General features: G+C 49.2%; 12 protein-coding genes and 5 pseudogenes. 9 read left to right on the plus strand and 8 right to left on the minus strand.

Annotated features, from left to right (window positions below; translation table 11 throughout):
• Nucleotides 1-816 precede the first annotated feature (816 nt).
• From istA to D8682_RS08780, 3 pseudogenes are all read left to right on the plus strand, one after another.
• Nucleotides 817-2331: pseudogene (istA, locus tag D8682_RS08770) on the plus strand (IS21 family transposase).
• Nucleotides 2332-2354: 23 nt separating this feature from the next.
• Nucleotides 2355-3109, plus strand: a pseudogene (gene istB / locus D8682_RS08775) (IS21-like element helper ATPase IstB).
• A 169-nt stretch (nucleotides 3110-3278) separates the two neighbouring features.
• Nucleotides 3279-4364 (plus strand): annotated as a pseudogene (locus tag D8682_RS08780) (transposase); the annotation flags it as partial.
• A gap of 169 nt (nucleotides 4365-4533) precedes the next feature.
• On the opposite strand, the gene D8682_RS08785 reads toward D8682_RS08780, so the two are convergent.
• The 4 genes from D8682_RS08785 to D8682_RS08795 all read right to left on the minus strand — a co-directional run bounded on the left by D8682_RS08785 (nucleotide 4534) and on the right by D8682_RS08795 (nucleotide 6297).
• Complete coding sequence (locus D8682_RS08785) at nucleotides 4534-4764, minus strand: hypothetical protein (protein WP_370090835.1); 231 nt, start codon at nucleotides 4762-4764, stop codon at nucleotides 4534-4536.
• An 80-nt stretch (nucleotides 4765-4844) separates the two neighbouring features.
• Complete coding sequence (locus D8682_RS26735) at nucleotides 4845-5003, minus strand: hypothetical protein (protein ID WP_162303006.1); 159 nt, start codon at nucleotides 5001-5003, stop codon at nucleotides 4845-4847.
• A gap of 168 nt (nucleotides 5004-5171) precedes the next feature.
• Complete coding sequence (yecR, locus tag D8682_RS08790; protein WP_121814086.1) at nucleotides 5172-5495, minus strand: YecR family lipoprotein; 324 nt, start codon at nucleotides 5493-5495, stop codon at nucleotides 5172-5174.
• Between the two features lie 424 nt (nucleotides 5496-5919).
• The gene (locus D8682_RS08795) at nucleotides 5920-6297 is read right to left on the minus strand and encodes an antiterminator Q family protein (protein ID WP_121814087.1); all 378 of its coding nucleotides are present in this window, start codon (nucleotides 6295-6297) and stop codon (nucleotides 5920-5922) included.
• 209 nt (nucleotides 6298-6506) lie between these two features.
• On the opposite strand from D8682_RS08795, the gene D8682_RS08800 reads away from it, so the two are divergent.
• The 5 genes and pseudogenes from D8682_RS08800 (at nucleotide 6507) to rcsB (ending at nucleotide 9435) form a co-directional block, all read left to right on the plus strand.
• Nucleotides 6507-6959, plus strand: a complete 453-nt coding sequence (locus D8682_RS08800) for a hypothetical protein (RefSeq protein WP_121814088.1) — start codon at nucleotides 6507-6509, stop codon at nucleotides 6957-6959.
• Nucleotides 6937-7159: pseudogene (locus tag D8682_RS27170) on the plus strand (hypothetical protein). The gene D8682_RS08800 and the pseudogene D8682_RS27170 overlap by 23 nt, the downstream one beginning before the upstream one ends.
• Nucleotides 7159-7407 (plus strand): excisionase family protein, encoded by a 249-nt coding sequence (locus D8682_RS08810; protein WP_121815666.1) that lies wholly within the window; start codon nucleotides 7159-7161, stop codon nucleotides 7405-7407. Before D8682_RS27170 ends, D8682_RS08810 begins: the two are co-directional and overlap by 1 nt.
• 44 nt (nucleotides 7408-7451) lie before the next feature.
• A pseudogene (locus D8682_RS08815) lies at nucleotides 7452-8740 on the plus strand (tyrosine-type recombinase/integrase).
• Between the two features lie 44 nt (nucleotides 8741-8784).
• Nucleotides 8785-9435, plus strand: coding sequence for a response regulator transcription factor RcsB (gene rcsB, locus D8682_RS08820; protein ID WP_064548567.1), 651 nt, complete (start codon nucleotides 8785-8787; stop codon nucleotides 9433-9435).
• Between the two features lie 85 nt (nucleotides 9436-9520).
• Here rcsB and rcsC read toward each other — a convergent pair whose 3' ends face one another.
• From rcsC to gyrA, 3 genes are all read right to left on the minus strand, one after another.
• On the minus strand, nucleotides 9521-12367 hold the full coding sequence (rcsC, locus tag D8682_RS08825; RefSeq protein WP_064548779.1) for a two-component system sensor histidine kinase RcsC: 2847 nt from the start codon (nucleotides 12365-12367) through the stop codon (nucleotides 9521-9523).
• Between the two features lie 102 nt (nucleotides 12368-12469).
• Nucleotides 12470-12856, minus strand: coding sequence for an ASCH domain-containing protein (locus tag D8682_RS08830; RefSeq protein ID WP_064548581.1), 387 nt, complete (start codon nucleotides 12854-12856; stop codon nucleotides 12470-12472).
• Between the two features lie 110 nt (nucleotides 12857-12966).
• Entirely contained in the window at nucleotides 12967-15615 is a 2649-nt protein-coding gene (gene gyrA / locus D8682_RS08835; RefSeq protein ID WP_064548583.1) for a DNA topoisomerase (ATP-hydrolyzing) subunit A, read from the minus strand.
• A gap of 148 nt (nucleotides 15616-15763) precedes the next feature.
• On the opposite strand from gyrA, the gene ubiG reads away from it, so the two are divergent.
• Nucleotides 15764-16489, plus strand: coding sequence for a bifunctional 2-polyprenyl-6-hydroxyphenol methylase/3-demethylubiquinol 3-O-methyltransferase UbiG (gene ubiG, locus D8682_RS08840; RefSeq protein ID WP_121814089.1), 726 nt, complete (start codon nucleotides 15764-15766; stop codon nucleotides 16487-16489).
• A 138-nt stretch (nucleotides 16490-16627) separates the two neighbouring features.
• On the opposite strand, the gene D8682_RS08845 is transcribed toward ubiG, so the two are convergent.
• Nucleotides 16628-20467, minus strand: a complete 3840-nt coding sequence (locus tag D8682_RS08845) for an autotransporter outer membrane beta-barrel domain-containing protein (RefSeq protein ID WP_121814090.1) — start codon at nucleotides 20465-20467, stop codon at nucleotides 16628-16630.
• Nucleotides 20468-20967: the final 500 nt, after the last annotated feature.

The raw sequence follows: 20967 nt of genomic DNA on the forward strand, positions 1-20967 counted from the left end.
TGAATTATATGCTGCAAAGATAAGGCATCAGCTGATGGGGGGTACAGAAAAATTTTTATGCAAGCACTGGATAACTTACTTTGAAAATATTATTTTTTAATTCATAAATATATAGCCTCTGATTGTTCCCCCTGTCCTCCTTAATACCAATAGTCGAGAGCATTGAAGTAGAAGAAATGGGGTCATATGATTAAGTAATGTATTTCTCAAGTAAACGGAGACAACCATTACTGTTGAAAATGATGCTCCCGTTTTACCAGTTCTTATACACGCAAAAATTATTACGAGTTAAAAACAGCATGAAAACGGTAAAATTGCCATTACCATCAGATCCGATAAAAACGGCAACAAGCTGTCATCCCCACTTCAGGCAAGAGGCTTGGGGTTCTTCTCTGAGCTCTTTCCGTTTTCTGTAATTTGCGGCAACCCGTACTATTCGGGGGATTTTCACGCATATTCCCAGGATGTTGTACCCTTCCCTGCTTTCCACCCCATCATCCAGGTTAAAAGGATCACATAAGGATCCTTTTCCTATCCTGCCGGACATTTTTCTTTTTCCGCTTTCTGGTATATTGACTGAAAGCGGAAAAGCACTGTACCCATCTCTGCGGTTTTTTTCAGTGGCGAAGCTGCAAAATCGCGTCTGAATCGATCACCGATTAGCATCGCAGTCGATCATAATTTCGTATATATCGATCACCGATTCGCGTCAGTCCGATCACCCTGGGAATTAACTCTTTCTTACACGGTCTCCATTGCTGATTTTTTATGCCAATGGAGACATCGATGTCCAAAAAGAGAAAATCCAGGAGTTCTATGGAGACATGTTTTAAAATCCTTCAGCTCAAGTTCGGGCAGAATCTGACTCACCGTTGTATCGCGCTGACGCTGAATATCAGTCCATCGACTGTCTTTGAAGTCATATCCCGCTTTAAAGCTTCATCACTTGCATGGCCGTTACCTGAATCCGTGACGCCTGATGCTCTCGAAAAACTTATCTTCCCACCAAAAGAGGCTTCTCATGCCGGTAGTGAGATCCCTGACTGGCTTTAGCCCGCATGTCACACGACAACTGCTGTGGATGGAGTACAAATCTCAGTTCGGTAAAAAAGCGCTGGGTTATTCGCAGTTCTGTCGCAGTTATCGGGATTGGAAGAAAACACGACGTCTCTCAATGCGCCAGGAGCATCGGGCCGGTGAAAAGCTCTTCATCGACTTCTGTGGCCCGACAGTTCCCGTCGTCAATCCGGATACCGGGGAAGTTAGTCGGGTTGCCATCTTCGTGGCTGTGATGGGCGCATCCAACTACACCTATGCAGAAGCTTGCGAAGGCCAGGACATGATGTCCTGGCTGAACGCCAACAGCCGCTGCCTGACTTTCCTGAGGGGCGTCCCAAAACTGCTTATACCTGACAATCTCAAAAGTGCGGTCAAAAAAGCGGACCGCTATGAACCGGTTATCAATGCGAGTTACCAGGCGCTGGCGGAGCATTACGGTACGGTAGTGCTTCCTGCCCGGCCCTATAAGCCCAAAGATAAACCGAAAGCGGAAAACGGGGTGCTTATCGTCGAGAGATGGCTGCTTGCCCGTATCCGCAATGAAGCCTTCCACACGTTGAGAGCGCTGAATATCCGGCTCAGGGAGTTGCTGACTGATCTGAATAACCGCCCGATGAAAAGCTATGGCAACCAGAGCCGAGCAGAACGCTTCCGTATCCTGGATGCTCCGGCACTCTCATCACTCCCGCTGACGCTTTATGAATATACGAGTTCAGAGCCGTGAAGGTCGGTCCGGACTACCACGTTGAGCACGCACATCACTGGTACTCGGTACCGCATGAACTCGCGGGTCAACGGCTCTCGCTGAAAGCAGGTCAGACCGTAGTCCAGATCTGGCACAAGGGTCAGTGCGTGACACAGCATCCGCGCAGCACACATGAATATAAACACACCACCAACCCGTTGCACATGCCGGTTCAGCACCGGGGACATGCCAGCTGGGCACCGGAACGCCTGGTGGAGATGGGACGCAGTATCGGCCCGTTCACAGGACTTGTGGTTGATGCCATGCTGAAGAGCAAAACGCATCCGGAACAGGCATACAGAGCCGTTCTCGGGCTGACCGCGCTTCAGAAGAAATACGGCAGAGAAAGGCTGGAAAGAGCCAGCCATGTTGCCTGGCATTACAAAACGCCAGACAGACGGTTCATCGACAACCTGCTGCGCCATCAGCGTGAAAACCAGGAGATACCTGCATCCCGTCATGGTGAAAACAACTCACCAGTGTCACTGGAGCATGAAAACCTGCGGGGTCCGGGCTACTACCACTAACCAACGATCAGGTGATAAGCAACATGAACGATAATCTGCTCAATAAACTGACCCAACTGAAACTCCCGGCAATGGCCGGAAGCCTGATACGTCAGCGTGAAACACCTCAGACTTACCACGAGCTGTCGTTCGAGGAACGCCTGACTCTGCTGGCTGATGATGAGCTGCTGAACAGGGAAAATGGTCGGGTGGCGCGCCTGAGAAAAAGTGCGAATCTGAAATACCAGACTGCCCGGAGGGACTCCACTATCCCGCATCAAGAGGGCTGAGGGCCGAACAGATGCGGGAACTCCTGAACGGTCACTACATCACTCACCGGAAAAGTATCCTGATAACTGGCCCCACTGGTTGTGGAAAGAGCTGGATAGCCAATGCGCTGTGTAAGCAGGCATGCCGCCAGAAACACAGCGTGCAGTACTGGCGTTCAGGGCGGTTACTGGAGGTACTAGCGCAGGGGCGGGTTGACGGTAGCTGGCTGAAACACCTTAAGCAACTCCAGAAAACGCAGGTGTTAATCCTGGATGATCGGGGTCTGGAGCCGCTGACAAACCAGCAATGTAATGACCTTCTGGAGATAGTGGAAGACCGATACGAGCAAAGCAGCACAATAGTGGTCAGTCAGTTCCCGGTGGATAAGTGGTACGGTCTGATGGAAAACCCGACAACTGCAGATGCGATCCTGGACAGGCTGGTTCATAACACTCACAGACTGGTGCTCCAGGGTGAGTCAATGAGGAAAAATAAACAGGCAGTGGTAACGGAGGAAAAAACAGGTTAAAAAGCAGATGAAAAGTTAAAAACCAGGGATGATCGAATGGATGCGAATCCCTGATCGATGTTCAATGCGAACACGTGATCGAATAGAGCAGAATACGCAGGCTAAACGGAGCTATCAGCGAAAGCCTGCTGACAATGTTGATACGGGAGCTTAAACAGTGATCCCGCTATTCCAGGTGGTTGAACACACTCCGGAAGCGCTTGATATCTGGCTCAACGAATTGCACCAAAAGGTGAAAGGCAGGATCGCTATCGCCCTTGAGCTGAAGAAAGGCCCGGTGGTGTATGTTCTCCAGAAGTACCCATTTGTCACTGTTTTTCCTGTGCACGCGTTGTCACTGGCCCGCTATCGGCAGACCTTCTGGCCAAGCGGTGCTAAGGATGATCCACAGGATGCTGAGTTAGCATTAGAGCTAATGCTACGCTATCCCCAAAAGATAAAAGCCATAGAACCCGACAATGGTGATATCCGGTTACTTCAACAGTTAGTTGAGCAGCGTCGACTGCTGGTCGAGGACAAACGCCGCTTTGTGAATCGACTCATCAACACGCTTAAGCAGTATTTTCCTCAGCCCCTGGAATGGTTCTCACATCGGGGTAGCTTACTATTGTGTGAACTGATTATACGGTGGCCCAGCCTGCAACAACTGAAACGTGCCAGGCGTGACACGATCCGCAACTTTCTGAATGCCAAAGGTGGCCGCGCAATGGCCCTTACCGAGCAACGTGTTGCGAGTATTGATAACGCGATCCCATTGACTACAGACCCGAGTGTAATAGAGGCTAATGCTTTGATGGCAGCAGCACTGGCGACACAAATTAAAGTCGTGAGTGAAATTATCAAAACCTATGACGAACGAATTGAAACGCTGTTTGACACATTACCAGATGCGGGGCTGTTCAAATCCCTTCCGGGCATGGGGCCGTGTATGGGCCCACGGATGCTTGCTGCACTTGGTGATAACCGTGACCGGTTTAACAGCGCTGAAGAAATTCAAAACTACGCAGGTATTGCACCGGTGACAGAACGAAGCGGCCAGAAATCCTGGGTTCACTGGCGTTGGCAATGTGCAAAGTTCGTCCGACAGACATTCGTGGAATGGACTGCGAAGACGATTAACTCATCATACTGGGCCAAGTTGTATTATCAGGGCCAGCGAGAAAAAGGGAAATCGCATCAATCAGCCATCCGGGCCCTGGCGTTTAAATATACCATCATCATGCCTTTAGCCACCACAACAAGGGAAGACCCTTAAATTTACAGTATTTTTCATAGATCAGTAAACGAGTCTCTGATAGGCTCACTTTGCTTTAGTGCTAAAGCGGTGGGCCTCGGTTCGCTTGTGACCTTAAGGCATGAGCGAATGGCTGACTGGATGCTACAACACCCACCAGCCGCACATTTTCAAAGCTAAAATCTGCCAGTTACTGGCAGCATTTAAACATCTCTCCGCTTGTATCTTCAACCGCCAGCCCCGCCATCATAAGCTGCGTCAGTATGAGCTGGCAGCGCCCTTCGCTTATACGCATAAGGTTTGCCATCTCACCGACTGATTTCCATTTTTTTGTATTGAGGCAGCGATAAATAATACTCGCAATTTCTGTCATATCCTGCTGTTTTATCATAGCTTTTATCCATTTCGTTTCTGATGACATACAGATAACTCTGGTCGGGAAGCCCAGCAAGATGAAAGTCGCTATTCGCGTCTGACAGCGCAGTTAGTACGCTGATATGGTTAGAGTCGCCAACCTTTTTGGTTAGCGAAGTGTTCACCAAATTTTAACCCATCTGGAAGTACTGCCCAGGCAACATAGAACATGTTGGGATCAAGTTGGTTAAAGCGGTTATCACGCATGTAAATGTAAGGTGGTTCAATTCTATCCACATCTTCCATGGCGCATACCTCGCCTGGTGCTACTAACCGTTACACTTCCACACCATTCGTATCTGCGGTTGGCTTAACGGATGCGGGCTGGTAAATTAGCTGTTCATTCACCGGTTCAGATACCGGATCCAAAAAAGGCAAAACCCCGCATAACCAAGGTTTGATATTTCACATGTTTTAATTTTGAACGGCTTTCCCGCCAGTGCACTGATACTCAATAAATACCTTTGTGATAGCGCATCCATATGCATTGAAATGAGCACATTTGTTTTGCTGTCCTCCAAATGCTTCTGCGCCAGTGTAGCCCCACGCATGGCACTTTTTGCCTGCGAGTGTTGCGCCTTGCTGCACATCAACCACCGGTTTTTCGGATCCTCCAACCATGTACCCTATACGGACAGTCCCATCAGCCTTGCTATCACCGATTGTTGTCATCTCTTTTTTTACCGAGCATCCAGATACTAAAAGCCCTCCAATAATAACAATTATCAATTTCTTCATTCTGATTTCCATGTAGTTACAATCAGATGCATCTTACTTTGACTGATAGGGTATACCAAGCATTTAGCACGCGGTTAAAGGAGATGAGAGCTGGTTCAAAAAATACTCATAGGAAAGTCGTTGGTTTTGATGATTAAGTGGTATGACCTAGTAACCATTCTTAACACGTTACAACAATTTTTGCGGACCGCACTAATGATATTAACAAAGATTAAGCGCTTGTTGTCGCCTGAATGTTCCCTTTAATTGCTATGTTTTTATCAGATGACCTCATAATCTTTGGCATCCCCATCGACTATCTATTCATCTTGCTTGGTCTATCTTCCTTACTGATATCACTTTTCACGTTTGGAAGATGCTGGTACACGTTGCGCAACATATTTCCTCACCTTTAAAATCAGGCCCTCACAAAGAGGGCCGATTGTTAGGCTGAAACCTCTTCGTCCATATCAAGCCGGACATCCAGCATAGCCAGACAACCATCAATAAAGCCTTCAGCCATCTGAATTTCGATCCTTATCAACTTCTCATCTTTTTTCTTCGCCTTAGCTATTTTCCGTTTGGACACGTCATAGAAGTAATGAGCTACAAGTAATGAATGTTCATAAGGTTTTTTATTCTTCAGACGAGCCATGCAACCTTCAATAACCAAAGCATCATCATCAGTGCAGGACAACCGATTTTTGCCCGTCTGAGGAAGCAGACCTTTAAACCCAGCAGCTATAGGAGAGTAATCGATACCTGAGTTATCGCTCGCGGCCCAACCTCCCCAGCGTTCTAATACCAATTGAATATCACGCATTATTGTTAACTCCCCTTCTGTCTGTGATAACCAGCTTCTGCGGGCTGAAGTGCTTCAGGGATGCTTCAAGTTTCATGCGGTCCTCTCATTCTTACTGTATCGACGGGGTTTGGTTTCAGGTTGCTGGCGACTAAGCTGCTGCGCCTGTGCCTGGTCAATCGGGTACCTGCAGGGTGTGTATTGCTACTGATGGACGGGCAGCGGTTCGCATGGAACACGGGGCCGATACGGATATTGATGCTGTATTCCCGATCAGAGGGGAAATACCGGAGAACGCAGAAGGAACGTTGATCCATCTCTATGATGATGGCTGGCTGGCGATCCATATGAACGAATACGAACAGGCTGTAGGCAGCTGCGAACTGACAAAAGTGAATTGCCGCTACCCTGACTTTAATAAATTGCTGCCTGCAACTTCAGAGCCAATGGAAGAACTTCCGATGTTTACGGCTCGACTCCTGGCTTTGCCACAAATGATGTTTACCCGTGGTTTTGGCCCAGTAAAGTTCAAACCATACGGCAAAGACGTACCATGCCAGTTGATCCTTGATCCGGTGACCAATCATCTTTATGGCAATCCGTTTCTGGTCATTATGCAACTGCATGCCAATGCTTTTGAACTCTGCGCAGAGGTGCTGAATGAAAATAGAATTCAGCGATAAAGGCTCTGTGGCCACCGTCACAATAACCAGTACCGTACTCGAGTATCGCAGACACAATAAGGCTGTTGATGCCGCCCTTTTCCTGTCTCCCGGCACTCTCGCTAAGAGGTAGTGGCGTGTTCTTCATGAATTCGGTGATATCTGGTAAGTCACGCAATGTACTGCGGGCCTATAAAGTGGTTATGCGGGAGCTGAAATGATCCGGGCGATTATTCAGGTAGTTCCCAATGATTGGGTTACAGAAGATATTCTGATTGCAGTGACAGGCCTTAAGCCAGGCACAATTATGCGCGCCCGTAAAAACTCATGGCTGCTCGGTCGCGAGTATCTGCATGTTTCACCAGACGGAGCGCCAAAACCATCCAGCGAATGTATGTATAACCGTAAGGCGGTTGATCAGTGGATTGAGTCCCAGAAAAAAAATCAACCTGGTGCGCAAAAAGTATGAAAAAACAGTACACTTTCGGCGCTCCTGGACGGCAGGAGGGATAGATGAGTAAAGAATCATACCCAACAGGCGTTGAAAACCACGGCGGTTCACTCCGCATTTGGTTTAATTTTAAAGATAAGCGTGTCAGGGAAAACCTTGGTGTACCTGACACGATGAAAAACCGCAAAATCGCCGGAGAACTGCGGTCTTCAGTATACTTTGCGATACGGATGGAGAGTTTTAATTCTGCAGAAAAATTCCCCGACACCCCGTACTTAAGACGGTTTGGTATCCAGAATAGAGAAATTACTGTGCGGGAACTCGCCGTGAAGTGGCTGGGGTTGAAAGAAACGGAGATTAGTGCTAATGCGATGGGGCGTTATCAGTCGATCATCAAGAACTGCGTACCTTTAATTGGAGGGAGTCGGTTGGCATCCTCGATTACACAGGAGGATGTTTTGCTCCTGCGTAAAGAATTACTGACCGGATTTCACGTTTTGAGAAAAAATCAGAAGACGCCTATTAAAGGATGTAGTGTTCCTACTGTAAATACTTACGTGACAGTCATTGCAGGGATGTTTCGGTTTGCGGCCAGTAATGGCTATACACTGAAGAATCCACTTGATGGTATTTCTTCGTTGAAGAAGTCGAGGGCTGAACCGGCCCCCTTATCAGGCGATGAGTTTGTTCGACTGATTAACGCATGCCACCACCGGCAAACGAAGAACTTCTGGTCACTGGCCGTTTACACCGGCATGCGCCATGGTGAGTTATGTGGTCTTGCTTGGGAGGATATTGATCTCAAAACAGGCACGTTAGTGGTGAAACGGAACTACATGCTAACAAAGGAGTTCACTCTGCCAAAAACCGATGCAGGAACTGACAAAGTGATCCACCTTATTCAACCCGCTATAAATATTTTGAAGCATCAAGCGGAACTCACCAGGCTCAGTAAGCAGCACATGATCGAAGTGAAGTTACGTGAATATGGCAGAACAGGCATTCATCCGTGTACATTCGTTTTCAATCCAGAAATCACCGCTAAACCGGGAAAGCTGACTCCCATTATCCCGTAAGTTCTACCAACAGAACATGGGAAACAGCAATAAAACGTGCAGGATTAAGGCATCGAAAAGCGTACCAATCCAGACATACCTATGCGTGCTGGTCTCTGGCTGCTGGAGCTAATCCTAGTTTCATTGCTAATCAGATGGGCCATGCGAACGCCCAGATGGTTTACAATGTATACGGTGCGTGGATGACTGATAACAATCAGTCACAGGTTGCTATCCTGAATCAGAAGCTTTGCGAGTTTGCCCCAATAGTGCCCCAAAAGATTGGTGTGGGGTGAATGAAAACATTAAAATCAAATAGTTAGGGTACGGGTACAAATACATGAACAGTATGAACGTAATTATTGCCGACGACCATCCGATTGTCCTGTTCGGCATTCGTAAATCTCTCGAGCAGATCGAGTGGGTGAATGTTGTCGGTGAGTTTGAAGATTCCACAGCGCTTATCAATAACCTGCCAAAACTTGATGCCCATGTTTTGATAACCGATCTCTCAATGCCTGGCGACAAATACGGCGACGGCATTACGCTTATCAAATACATCAAGCGTCACTTCCCTCATCTGTCGATCATCGTGTTGACGATGAATAACAACCCTGCCATTTTGAGTGCAGTGTTAGAACTTGATATCGAAGGGATTGTACTCAAGCAAGGCGCGCCAACTGACTTACCAAAAGCGCTGGCCGCATTGCAGAAAGGCAAAAAGTTCACCCCAGAGAGCGTTTCTCGCCTGCTGGAAAAAATCAGCGCTGGCGGTTACGGCGACAAACGTTTGTCTCCGAAAGAGAGCGAAGTGCTGCGCCTGTTCGCTGAAGGTTTCCTGGTCACCGAAATTGCCCGCAAACTGAACCGCAGCATTAAAACCATCAGTAGCCAGAAAAAATCAGCCATGATGAAACTGGGCGTAGAAAACGATATCGCCCTGCTGAATTATCTTTCTTCCGTTAGCCTGTCTCCGGCCGACAAAGAGTAAATCAATGTCGGATGACGCTGCGCTTATCCGACCTACAAGAAAGCATTTGTAAGGTGGATTAGCGTAAGCGACATCCACCATTTTTTTATCTGCCGCTACGCACACGTGCCGCATAAAGATCGACTGTCTGTTTAAGAATATCCAGCGTCACCGGTTTTGACAGGCAACTATCCATTCCCGACTCCAGACAACGCTGTCTTTCTTCAGCCAACGCATTGGCTGTCACGCCCACGACTGGCAGTGTCAAACCTAGCTGACGAATGCGTTGCGTCAGACGATAACCATCCATATTCGGCATGTTGACGTCGCTGAGCACAATATCAATGTGATTTTTACTCAACACATTCAATGCATCGACGCCGTCATTCGCTGTTTTACACTGATAGCCCAATGATCCCAACTGATCTGCCAGCAAGCGCCGGTTGATTGGATGATCGTCGACGACGAGTATCATCATGTCATCGTTGTGTTCATTGCTACCCGATGGCGCAGGTGATTCAGAATCAACGCCTGGCTGGTTAACCGTCACGCTGTAAATGCGCCCCAGTAACAACAGTAAATCATGAGGAGCCGCCAGGCTGTGCAGCCAACAACCAGGGGAGATTTCAATCGGGATACCGATATGACGACGACAGAAAATAATCGCTGCGCGCCCTTCCCAGGCTTTTTCCAGTTCATCATCGGTGATTAAAATATCATCGTTATCAGGTATCTGGCCCTGATACTGCAAAACTTCAAAGTGGTTTCTTGCCAGTATCGACTCGAGGAATTTACTCAGCGAAGCATTCCGAACCGCCAGCCAACAACGCTTATTCAGTAAACCTTCAACCTGTGCAGGCTCGGCGTAATTTGCACTGTATAAAGGAATGCGAATCGTAAACTGGCTACCCATTCCCACTTCGGTATCAACCGAAATATCGCCATCCATCATACTGATAAGCTTTTCACAGATAGCCAGACCGAGACCGGTGCCCTGGAAATTGTGCTGCACGCCGGTACCAGCCTGGAAGAACGGATCAAATAACCGCGTGACTTCTTTTGCGGGAATCCCCACGCCGGTATCGCGCACACGCAAAGAAAGATAATCCCCCGCTACGCTGACATGCAGGACAATACAGCCAACATCCGTGAATTTGATCGCGTTACTGAGCAAGTTGGAAATCACTTGCTGCAAGCGCATCGGGTCGCCTTGCAGCGTCAGTGGCACGTCGGGTTCGATAAAACAGTACAAGCCGAGTTGTTTACGCACCACCAGCGGTAAATAGTTGGCGGTGATGTGACTCATCACTTCACGTGGTGAGAACTCTCGCGGCTCAATTTTCAACTGCTCGGATTCAATTTTTGAGAAGTCGAGAATATCGCTGATGATTTTCAGCAACAGACTGGAAGAGTTGTTCATCGCCGTCACCAGGCGATCCACCCCTTTCGGCAACTCTTTGGTTTGCAACAAATCCAGGTTGCCGATAATGCCGTAAAGCGGTGTGCGCAGTTCATGACTGACAGTGGCAAGGAACATGGATTTTGACTGGCTCGCCTGCTCGGAGGCTTGCGCCATTTCCTGGAGCGACTCTTCCATTTTGACGCGCGCGCTGACATCCACCAGCACGCAAATCGCCACGTTTTCGTTGCGGTAACGAGAATGTACGAAGCTAATCTGCAAGTTGGTATGGCTGCTGGTCAGCACATCGACAAAGTTAACCTGCTGGCCACAGATGATTTGCGTCAGCCGTTGCCGGTCTTCATGCGTCAACATGTTGAGATAGTTGTGCGCCAGCTCGTTACTCAGAATATTTGTTCCGTCCTGAGTACGCAGAATACAGATGCCGACCGGTGCTGAAGCGACAATTTTACGGTTGAACTGCTCGTGTTCTTCCAGGCGCTGGGCGTCATTTTCTGCCGGGATAAATATCCGCTTTTCGTACATCCTCGCCAGGGTAAACAGCACTGCGCCCACCAGAATATTGAGCAGTACAGCGTTGAGGATCAGCATGCGGATGCGTTCCAGAACCATATCCACCGGTACTGAATACACCACGCTCATGGATGAAGGCGGTAAATTTTTCTTGAGAATGAATTGCTTAAAGCCCGAGGTATAACCAAACCACGAGCGCTCCTGAAGCCATTTTTCTTCAGGCTGAATACGCGTTTCGGGGCCAGTAAGGGAGATCAGCGGACGGCTATTTTCATCCAGAATCGTCACTCCAATCGGCATAGAACCCGGCGACAGGAAGTTTTCCATGCGGATGGTTTGCTCAACACCCAGCAGAGCTTGCAGGCGGTTAGCCAAATAAACAGGTGTCAGTGTATAGAAGTAACCGACTCCAGGGCGCGCGCCAGGGCCAATCCAGTAAATGCTATTGCTGTGCTCATCCTGCGGGGCGCTGCGATATTTCATGATGCGTTCATGCAGATTTTTCAGCGCTTTTTCGCGCTCGAGCGGCATTTCACGCAGGCCGAAATCCGCCATACACAGGTTATCGCCACCAATCAAAAAGACGCGATTGAGATCGTAGGCGGCAGAGAAATTGTCACGCCAGTAACGTAAAAACCACGCCAGAGATTGCAGCGAAGTACGCCAGGAAGCACTGACGGCTGAACAGTCAGAATCCGGGAATAACGGCATGAAATTGGGCGGATCGATTTTGTTGTCATCATTTTCCATGGCAGGCAACACACCATTGGTCGCAGAAAGCCGATTTTCCGCAATGTACTTAAGCTCTTTCACCACATCAGACGTACGTTGTATGTAACGCTGCGCCTGGTCAAAGCTGATATTAAATTCCTGACGAATTTCCGACTCTTTTTCATGCAGTGCATTTACGATGTAGAACACGGAAAAGAGTGCAATCAACAGCCAAAGCAATAAAGCCAGTGCCCGAAACAGGTAGCGGGAGACTTTTAGTGTGGTGCGAAAAGAGACAAGATATTTCAAATTGAGCCTGGTCGTGGAAATTGCAAAACTTTGGATGCCGTTAAGGTAGCCGCAAAAATGGCAGCCCGCAACGGCAAACCGGTAAGGTTTATCGCGATAAAACTAGAACTTTTCGATAACCTTAAAGTGCATCAGCACCAGCGTCATATCTGGTGAGAACAGATCGTACTCTTCAAAAAAGCGTTTATGCTCGTTGCGCCAGTATGCCAGCGTCCGGTCACCTTCACCTTCTGCCAGAGCATGGGCTTCGTTTACCTGTTCAAAAGTGGTCATCTCTGTGGTGGTCAGTTCAATCGCACAAACCGGCTTATTTTTGCCATCCACCACCACAAAAACATCGCCAACCTGAGCAATACCTTCACCATCGAGGTTAGCGCAGGTCGCCGTTTTCACGCCATCGAGCACTAATTTAACCAGTTCATCAGCCTGTTTTTCTGTATCACCAAACGCCCAGCGTTCTACATCTTCATACTTCTCAGGAATTGCCATTGTTTTACCTTTATGAGTTAAACCAAGCCTAACTTGATATTAAAATAAAAAACGCCCGATGCAATAAATGCACCGGGCGTTATGAGCTATTTCAAACAACAAAATTCAGATTATTCGTCTGCTTCATCGTCCGCTTCATCGGAAGCGTTGTCATCTACGTCTGCTTCTGGTGCGATTTCATCATCACCTTCAGCAACGGTGCCATCAATAGCATCCAGTTCTTCTTCATCAACCGGTTCTGCAACACGTTGCAGGCCCACCACGTTTTCATCATCCGCAGTACGGATAAGGATAACGCCCTGGGTGTTACGGCCAACGACACTCACTTCGGAAACGCGAGTACGGACCAGAGTACCGGCATCGGTAATCATCATGATCTGGTCGGTATCTTCAACTTGAACCGCGCCAACGACGCTGCCGTTGCGCTCGGTTACTTTGATGGAGATAACGCCCTGAGTTGCACGAGACTTAGTCGGATACTCATCAGCCGCAGTACGTTTACCATAACCATTCTGCGTCACGGTCAGGATAGAACCTTCACCGCGTGGAATGATCAGGGAAACGACTTTGTCTTCACCCGCCAGTTTGATACCGCGAACACCTGTTGCAGTACGGCCCATGGTACGAACGGCGTCTTCTTTGAAGCGCACCACTTTACCCGCAGCCGAGAACAACATGGCTTCGTTGCTACCGTCGGTCAAATCAACGCCAATCAGTTCGTCACCTTCGTTCAGGTTAACGGCGATGATGCCCGCTGAACGTGGGCGGCTGAAGTCGGTCAACGCCGTTTTCTTCACGGTACCGCTGGCGGTAGCCATGAATACGTTAACACCTTCGGCATATTCACGAACCGGCAGGATCGCGGTAATACGTTCGTTCGCTTCCAGTGGCAGCAAGTTAACAATTGGACGGCCACGCGCACCACGGCTCGCTTCCGGCAATTGATAAACCTTCATCCAGTACAGACGGCCACGGCTGGAGAACAGCAGAATGGTGTCATGAGTATTGGCAACCAACAGACGGTCGATGAAATCTTCTTCTTTAATACGTGCTGCGGATTTACCTTTACCACCACGACGTTGTGCTTCGTAGTCGGTCAGCGGCTGATATTTCACATAGCCCTGATGCGAGAGCGTCACAACCACATCTTCGCGGTTGATCAGATCTTCAATGTTGATATCAGAGGTATTTGCGGTGATCTCAGTGCGGCGTTTGTCGCCGAACTGATCGCGCATCGCAACCAGCTCTTCGGTGATCACTTCCATCAGACGTTCAGCGCTGCCCAAAATGTGCAGCAATTCAGCGATCTGCTCCAGCAGCTCTTTGTATTCGTCGAGCAGTTTTTCGTGCTCAAGGCCAGTCAGTTTCTGCAAACGCAGATCCAGAATTGCCTGTGCTTGTTGCTCGGTCAGGAAATATTGACCGTCGCGAATACCGAACTCTGGCTCCAGCCACTCAGGACGCGCAGCGTCATCGCCCGCACGTTCCAGCATGGCGGAAACGTTGCCCAGATCCCATGAACGGGCGATCAGGCCTGCTTTCGCTTCTGCCGCATTTGGTGAGTGACGAATCAGTTCGATGATTGGGTCGATGTTCGCCAGGGCGATCGCCAGACCTTCAAGGATGTGTGCACGGTCACGGGCTTTACGCAGTTCGAAAATAGTACGACGCGTAACCACTTCACGACGGTGACGCACGAACGCAGAAAGAATGTCTTTCAGGTTCATGATCTTCGGTTGGCCCTGATGCAGCGCAACCATGTTGATACCGAAGGAAGTCTGAAGCTGAGTCTGAGAATAAAGATTATTCAGGACAACTTCGCCCACTGCATCGCGTTTAATTTCGATAACAATGCGCATACCGTCTTTATCAGACTCGTCACGCAGAGCGCTAATGCCCTCAACGCGTTTGTCTTTCACCAGCTCAGCGATTTTCTCAATCAGGCGTGCTTTGTTTACCTGGTATGGAATTTCATGAACGATGATAGTTTCGCGGCCTGTTTTGGCATCAGCTTCTACTTCTGCGCGCGCGCGGATGTAAATTTTGCCACGGCCAGTACGGTACGCTTCTTCAATGCCACGACGGCCATTGATGATTGCCGCTGTCGGGAAGTCAGGACCTGGGATGTGTTCCATTAGCCCTTCAACGGTGATGTCCTCGTCTTCAATAAATGCGAGGCAGCCGTTGATCACTTCTGTGATGTTATGAGGCGGGATGTTAGTTGCCATACCGACTGCGATACCGGACGAACCGTTCACCAGCAGGTTAGGTATTTTGGTTGGCATTACATCGGGAATACGCTCGGTTCCGTCGTAGTTATCGACGAAATCTACTGTGTCTTTTTCGAGATCGGCCATCAGTTCGTGAGCGATTTTCGACATACGGATTTCCGTATAACGCATCGCCGCGGCGGAGTCACCGTCCACAGAACCAAAGTTACCCTGGCCATCTACCAACATGTAACGCAATGAGAATGGCTGCGCCATACGCACGATAGTGTCATAGACAGCGGTATCACCGTGAGGGTGATATTTACCGATTACGTCACCAACAACACGGGCGGATTTTTTGTACGCTTTATTCCAGTCATTGCCCAATACGTTCATGGCGTAAAGTACGCGACGGTGTACCGGCTTGAGTCCATCGCGGACATCTGGCAGTGCGCGGCCGACAATAACCGACATCGCGTAATCCAGATATGAGCTCTTAAGCTCTTCCTCAATGTTGACCGGTGTAATTTCTCTGGCAAGGTCGCTCATGTATCCGCTATCCCTCTACTGTGTCCCGGATTCAAAGGTCGCAAATTATAACACAATCGCCCGACAGTGGGGAAACCAGAACACATTCGCCAGCAGAGAATTGACTGATATACTCCCGCCACGAAATGAGTAAGGAGTAACTAGCCCCATGAATGCCGAAAACCAACCGGTAATCCACAACGTTGACCATGATGAAATCGCCAAATTCGAAGCCGTTGCCTCACGCTGGTGGGACTTAGAAGGCGAATTTAAGCCGCTGCACCGTATTAACCCGCTGCGTTTGGGTTATATCAACCAACGTGCGGATGGGTTATTTGGTAAAACGGTGCTTGATGTCGGCTGCGGCGGCGGGATTCTGGCTGAAAGCATGGCGCGCGAAGGCGCTAATGTAACCGGGCTGGATATGGGTTTTGAGCCGTTACAAGTCGCGAAACTTCACGCGCTGGAAAGTGGCATTCAGGTCGATTACGTGCAAGAAACCGTGGAACAGCACGCGGATAAATTTGCCGGAAAGTATGACGTCGTCACTTGTATGGAAATGCTCGAGCACGTGCCGGACCCGCAATCAGTGGTTCACGCCTGTGCAAAACTGGTGAAACCTGGCGGTCACGTCTTTTTCTCCACGCTTAACCGTAACGGTAAATCCTGGCTGATGGCCGTGGTTGGCGCGGAATACATCCTGCGCATGGTGCCAAAAGGCACACATGACATTAAGAAGTTCATCAAACCGGCAGAATTACTCTCCTGGGTTGATGAGACGCCACTGCGCGAGCGCCACATGACAGGCCTGCATTTCAACCCGCTGACCAACGTGTTCAAACTGGCACCGGGCGTTGACGTTAACTATATGCTGCATACCGTTTGTGCTGACTAATACTCAATGTCAGACTTTTCCCTGGTCGGATAAGCGCAGCGTCAGCCGACACTTTTATCGGTAACAACAGGCGAAAATGGTGGATGACGCTAACGCTTATCCACCCTACGGCACTGTTTTCGCAGAATAATCGCATGTTTACCACGTCAGGCTAAAGCCGACACTTCCCGCCGTCTGTTGATAACCCTCTGAGCCTTTTTGGCCGGTAAATTTCCCCCACAGGCTGGCGTTTTTACTTAACTTGCTGGTCACGCCCACGCTGACTTCACCCACGTTTTTTGCCGTGTTATCGCTAAAATTGACGCCATCAATACTCATAGTGGTGTTTTCGCTATTGTGCAGATAGTTCAGGTCAACGAACGGTGAGATCTCATAAGTTTTGTCAAACGTTAGCTGGTTATGCAAACCCAGTCGGCTCTGAATATTGTGTGGCGATTGCTGTTCGACCCGCGAGTGATTGGCGGCAGTAAAGGCGTCTTGTTGAACGCCCTGATAAACCAGTTGCGCCTGCGGTTCAATCTCCCAACGCAGCGTGTCGGTGTTGATTGCCTGCCAGCTGTAACCCGCTTCAACGGAAGCCAGTAAACCTGACGAGCGGTAGTTATCTTCGCCGCTGTCCTTTTCGCTCACGTGGTTATCGAACCACACATATTGCGCCCAACTGTCGATCCAGGCTCCGCCGTTGCCCGCACCGTGTTGATACCAGGTTGAAGTCAGCCCCACGCTGTAGCCCTGGCTGTCGTTATCGGCTTTGCGTCCGGTCACGCTTGAATGGCTATCGCCGCTGTTATTGCTGTAACCCGCCACCGCCCCCAGTAACCACTCACTATCATTTCCATATGCCAAATCCGCCAGCGTACCGCTGAGTTGCACCACGTTCTGGTCTTCGCTTTGATCAAGCTGATCGGCAAACGTTGAGGTGGTACGGTTGCTCAGTAAACGTAGGTGTAACCTCTGTTGATCTTGCCCGCCCGCATGGTCGCTCAGCCGCATAACAAAAGCATCGTTGGCGCTATGAATATTATTAAAGTAGCCGCCTGTTTTCGGATTAAGTACCGGCTGTGACGCAGGCTGCGGGGCTGGCGCAGGCTCTGGTGTCGGAGCAGGGTCTGGTGTTGGGTCCGGCGCAGGTTCTGGCGCTGGTGTTGGTTCCGGTGCTGGTGTTGGTTCCGGTGCTGGAGTGGGATCTGGGGTCGGTTCAGGATCTGGAGTCGGCTCTGGCTCCGGTGTCGGTTCTGGCTTGAGCAGCTCAGAGCGCAAATACCAATCCTGGTCGTCCTTCACCAGCGTGTAGTCATACGCCCCCATATTTAAATAGCCATCGCCTGCCATAGTAAATTGGGCATCATTGGAAAACTGTGCCGAATCTGCGGTGAAATCCACTACTTTAATCCCGGCCTGGGTTGGCTGGCCGATACCGGTTATCGGGTTAAACTGCACTGTCGTCGTGCCAGAAGTATTGCCATTTAGCAGCAGCTCATCAGTTGCCGAGTCATCACCGTCAAACTCGGTGTCCATCACTAGCGTGCCACCGCCGGTGTAATCACCGTTCACCGTGAAAGTGTCACCCGCATAACCATTCGCCATGCTGATGCTTCCGCTACTGTTGGTGACGTTGCCGTTCACCGTTACGCCAGCCAGATTCGTTTCGCTGTCGGTAGTCAGATTGGTGTTCAACGTGCCGGTCAGCGTTAATCCTGCCGTCTCATTCACCAGCGTACCGTCGCCGCTGAACAGCGAAGCATCCAGCGCTTGCTGAGTATCCTGGTTAGTGAGCGTTAACGACGTCTGGTCGCTAATCACAATATCGCCCTGCAACGAGGCATCTATTGACTGAATGTGTTGGTCCGCACCGGTTTCGAAAGTGCTTTCACTACCAATCCATAAAGAAGAAGCATACGGGAAGATATCCACCGCGCCGCCTTTCAGCGTACCTTGCTCGACGCGCACCGCAGAATGGGTAGTGCCGCTGGCAGTGAGTTCCAGCGTTCCGCCGCCAGTTTTGCTGAAGGTACTGTTGAGGTCCCCCGCGTTGCCCGTGGAGTCTTCCATCAACGCGCCCCACTGAGTGGTCACGCCGTCATCAACGCTCACGTCCCCATCGGCACGCATTTCTAAATCGCGCGCATGGCCGCTTTCATCGGTCCAGGTATTCACATCATCGGTCACATTCAGCACGCTGGCCTGTGACGGATCGGTGAAAATAACCGCACGGTTGTAGGTGGTGTCGCCGAGTTGAGAATTGTTACTAAGCTGCAAGGTTCCGGAGGCAATCTGCGTATCCCCCAGATAGTGGTTATCGTCAGCAAGCGAGACGCTTCCGCTACCCGCATCCACCACCACATACACACCGTTCTGGTCGGCTGCCGTAGGGGAATTGCCACCAATTTGCATATCAGTGCCGCCCGTCAAATGCGCCACATCGTCGTTACCAATTACCGTGCCGCCCGCGCCGGAGATATTCAGCGCAGGGTCGCTCGTTGCGCCCGGAGCCATCGCCATATCTGACAAATCCAGCACGCCGTCGTTAAGCACGATGGACTGCGGGTCAGCTTCCAGCGCCTGCAAATCATCCACATCACCGGATAAACTCAACAACGCGTTATCTTCAACAATAATGTCACCGCTTAACGCCATTGAGTCGGCACCGCTCAGGCTGTAGCTTCCATTGGCAGCCACGGTAAAATCGCCCGCGCCTTGAATGGTGCCGTCAAAACTTCCGCTATTCACCGTAACATTACCGCCCGCATCAATATTCAGCGTGCCGTTGGCATAACCGGTCAGCGAGTTAACGAATGTCTGCTGTGTACTGCCCACATTCAGCAGCGCCGCGTTACCCGGCATATCTTCTTTGCCCACAAACAGGCCATAGCAGTTTTGCGGATCGTTCTGACATTGGGTTTCGCCGACGTTCATCAGCGAGTTATCGCGCCCGATAGTCAGCGTGCCATCCGCCACGTTCATCTCACCGGTAAAGCTATTGTTATCAGCATTAAGCACCACTTCCCCGTCGCCATTTTTGATAATTTCGCCGGTACCGGCCATGGAGTCCATTGCGCCAGGATTGTCCAGATCGCCAATCACCAGCTTTTTATCTGCGGCGACGTCAAACGTTACCAGACTGTGGCCGATATACATGAAGCCCCCTGCGGAGGAAGACGCTGAATCTCCGTAACCCATAGCCTGATTGCCTTCATAGAGCATCACGCCATTGTTTGCTGTGTAGTTCGCATCAATATCAATGTTCAAAAGATACGGAGCACTTTCGCTGGAGGTATAGATTGCTCCGCCATATCCGTCTGCGGTGTTATCAGTAAACTCAACATCATGGAGTGTTGTCGCCCCCGCAAAGGTATCGCTTTGCACACTACTGGTAATATCCAGCGCACCGCCGTCACCATCACTGCTTGAGGAAGTCAGAGCTTGATTGCCCTCAAAGAGGCTATCAGAAATTAACACATTGGAATTTAGAGCATAAATAGCGCCACCGCGTCCATTACTGGCAATGTTATTGAAGAATAGAGTGTCATCTAAAACCAAATCGAACTGCAGAGGATCATTTTTACCATTAATATAAATAGCACCACCGTAATTTCCCGCAGTGTTATTAGTGAACTGTGAATTACTTATATTAATAGTAGAGTTTTCTTTTGCGAATATTGCCCCACCATTGTTATTCCCGGTGACGTAATTACCATCAAAAATAGTCATGCCGGTGCTGGTTTCAGCTTGAATGGTTAACGATGTACCACCTGAAAGAAAAATTGCACCACCACTAGCAGGATCCGTTAAGTTTTTAAAAGAGAGTATCGCGTCATCGGCCACAGTGAATGCGTCACTGTTTCCATCAACAACTTGTCGCCCTGCATCACAAGACTCCGTGATAACCTCGGTTCCACACGATACCTCGCCAGCAAATGCGCCAGAGCTAAATATAAGAGAAAGTACGACAAAGAATTTATTAAGTCTGAATTTCATGAAACCACCAGAAAGTAAAATGATGCCCTCACTTCCTGTTGAGAGTATAAGCAATATGACTATTGAGAAATCATACTGCATCATTGCAAGAAACAATCTGGCCAAATGTAATTAGAATTATTTCGTACTTATCCCTTCTAAATAAAAACCCCCTCAGTTATTTATAATAATTTAAATTATCATTTAGACATGCTTAATGCCCGGTCCCTTCAAAACTATTGACAACATGAATATATCTACATCTGAGGCTCAGATTTTTCACATCATCAAAACACTGTTCATCATTTAAGCGATAGCTGACACCATAACGTTACGATCGAAACCATTAACATTCGCACACATTTAGTGATGTGATTATTGATAAAAAAACTATCAATGCGCACCACTGATACGCAAAACGTTCGGTTTTTAATAAGTAAAATCTATGAAAATTGTGCGATATCAAACCAGGTGATTATGGATGACGTTTAAGAAATCAGCGTCCGATCAAAAATATCATT

The organism is Buttiauxella sp. 3AFRM03 (assembly GCF_003675305.1).
Lineage (GTDB): Bacteria > Pseudomonadota > Gammaproteobacteria > Enterobacterales > Enterobacteriaceae > Buttiauxella > Buttiauxella ferragutiae.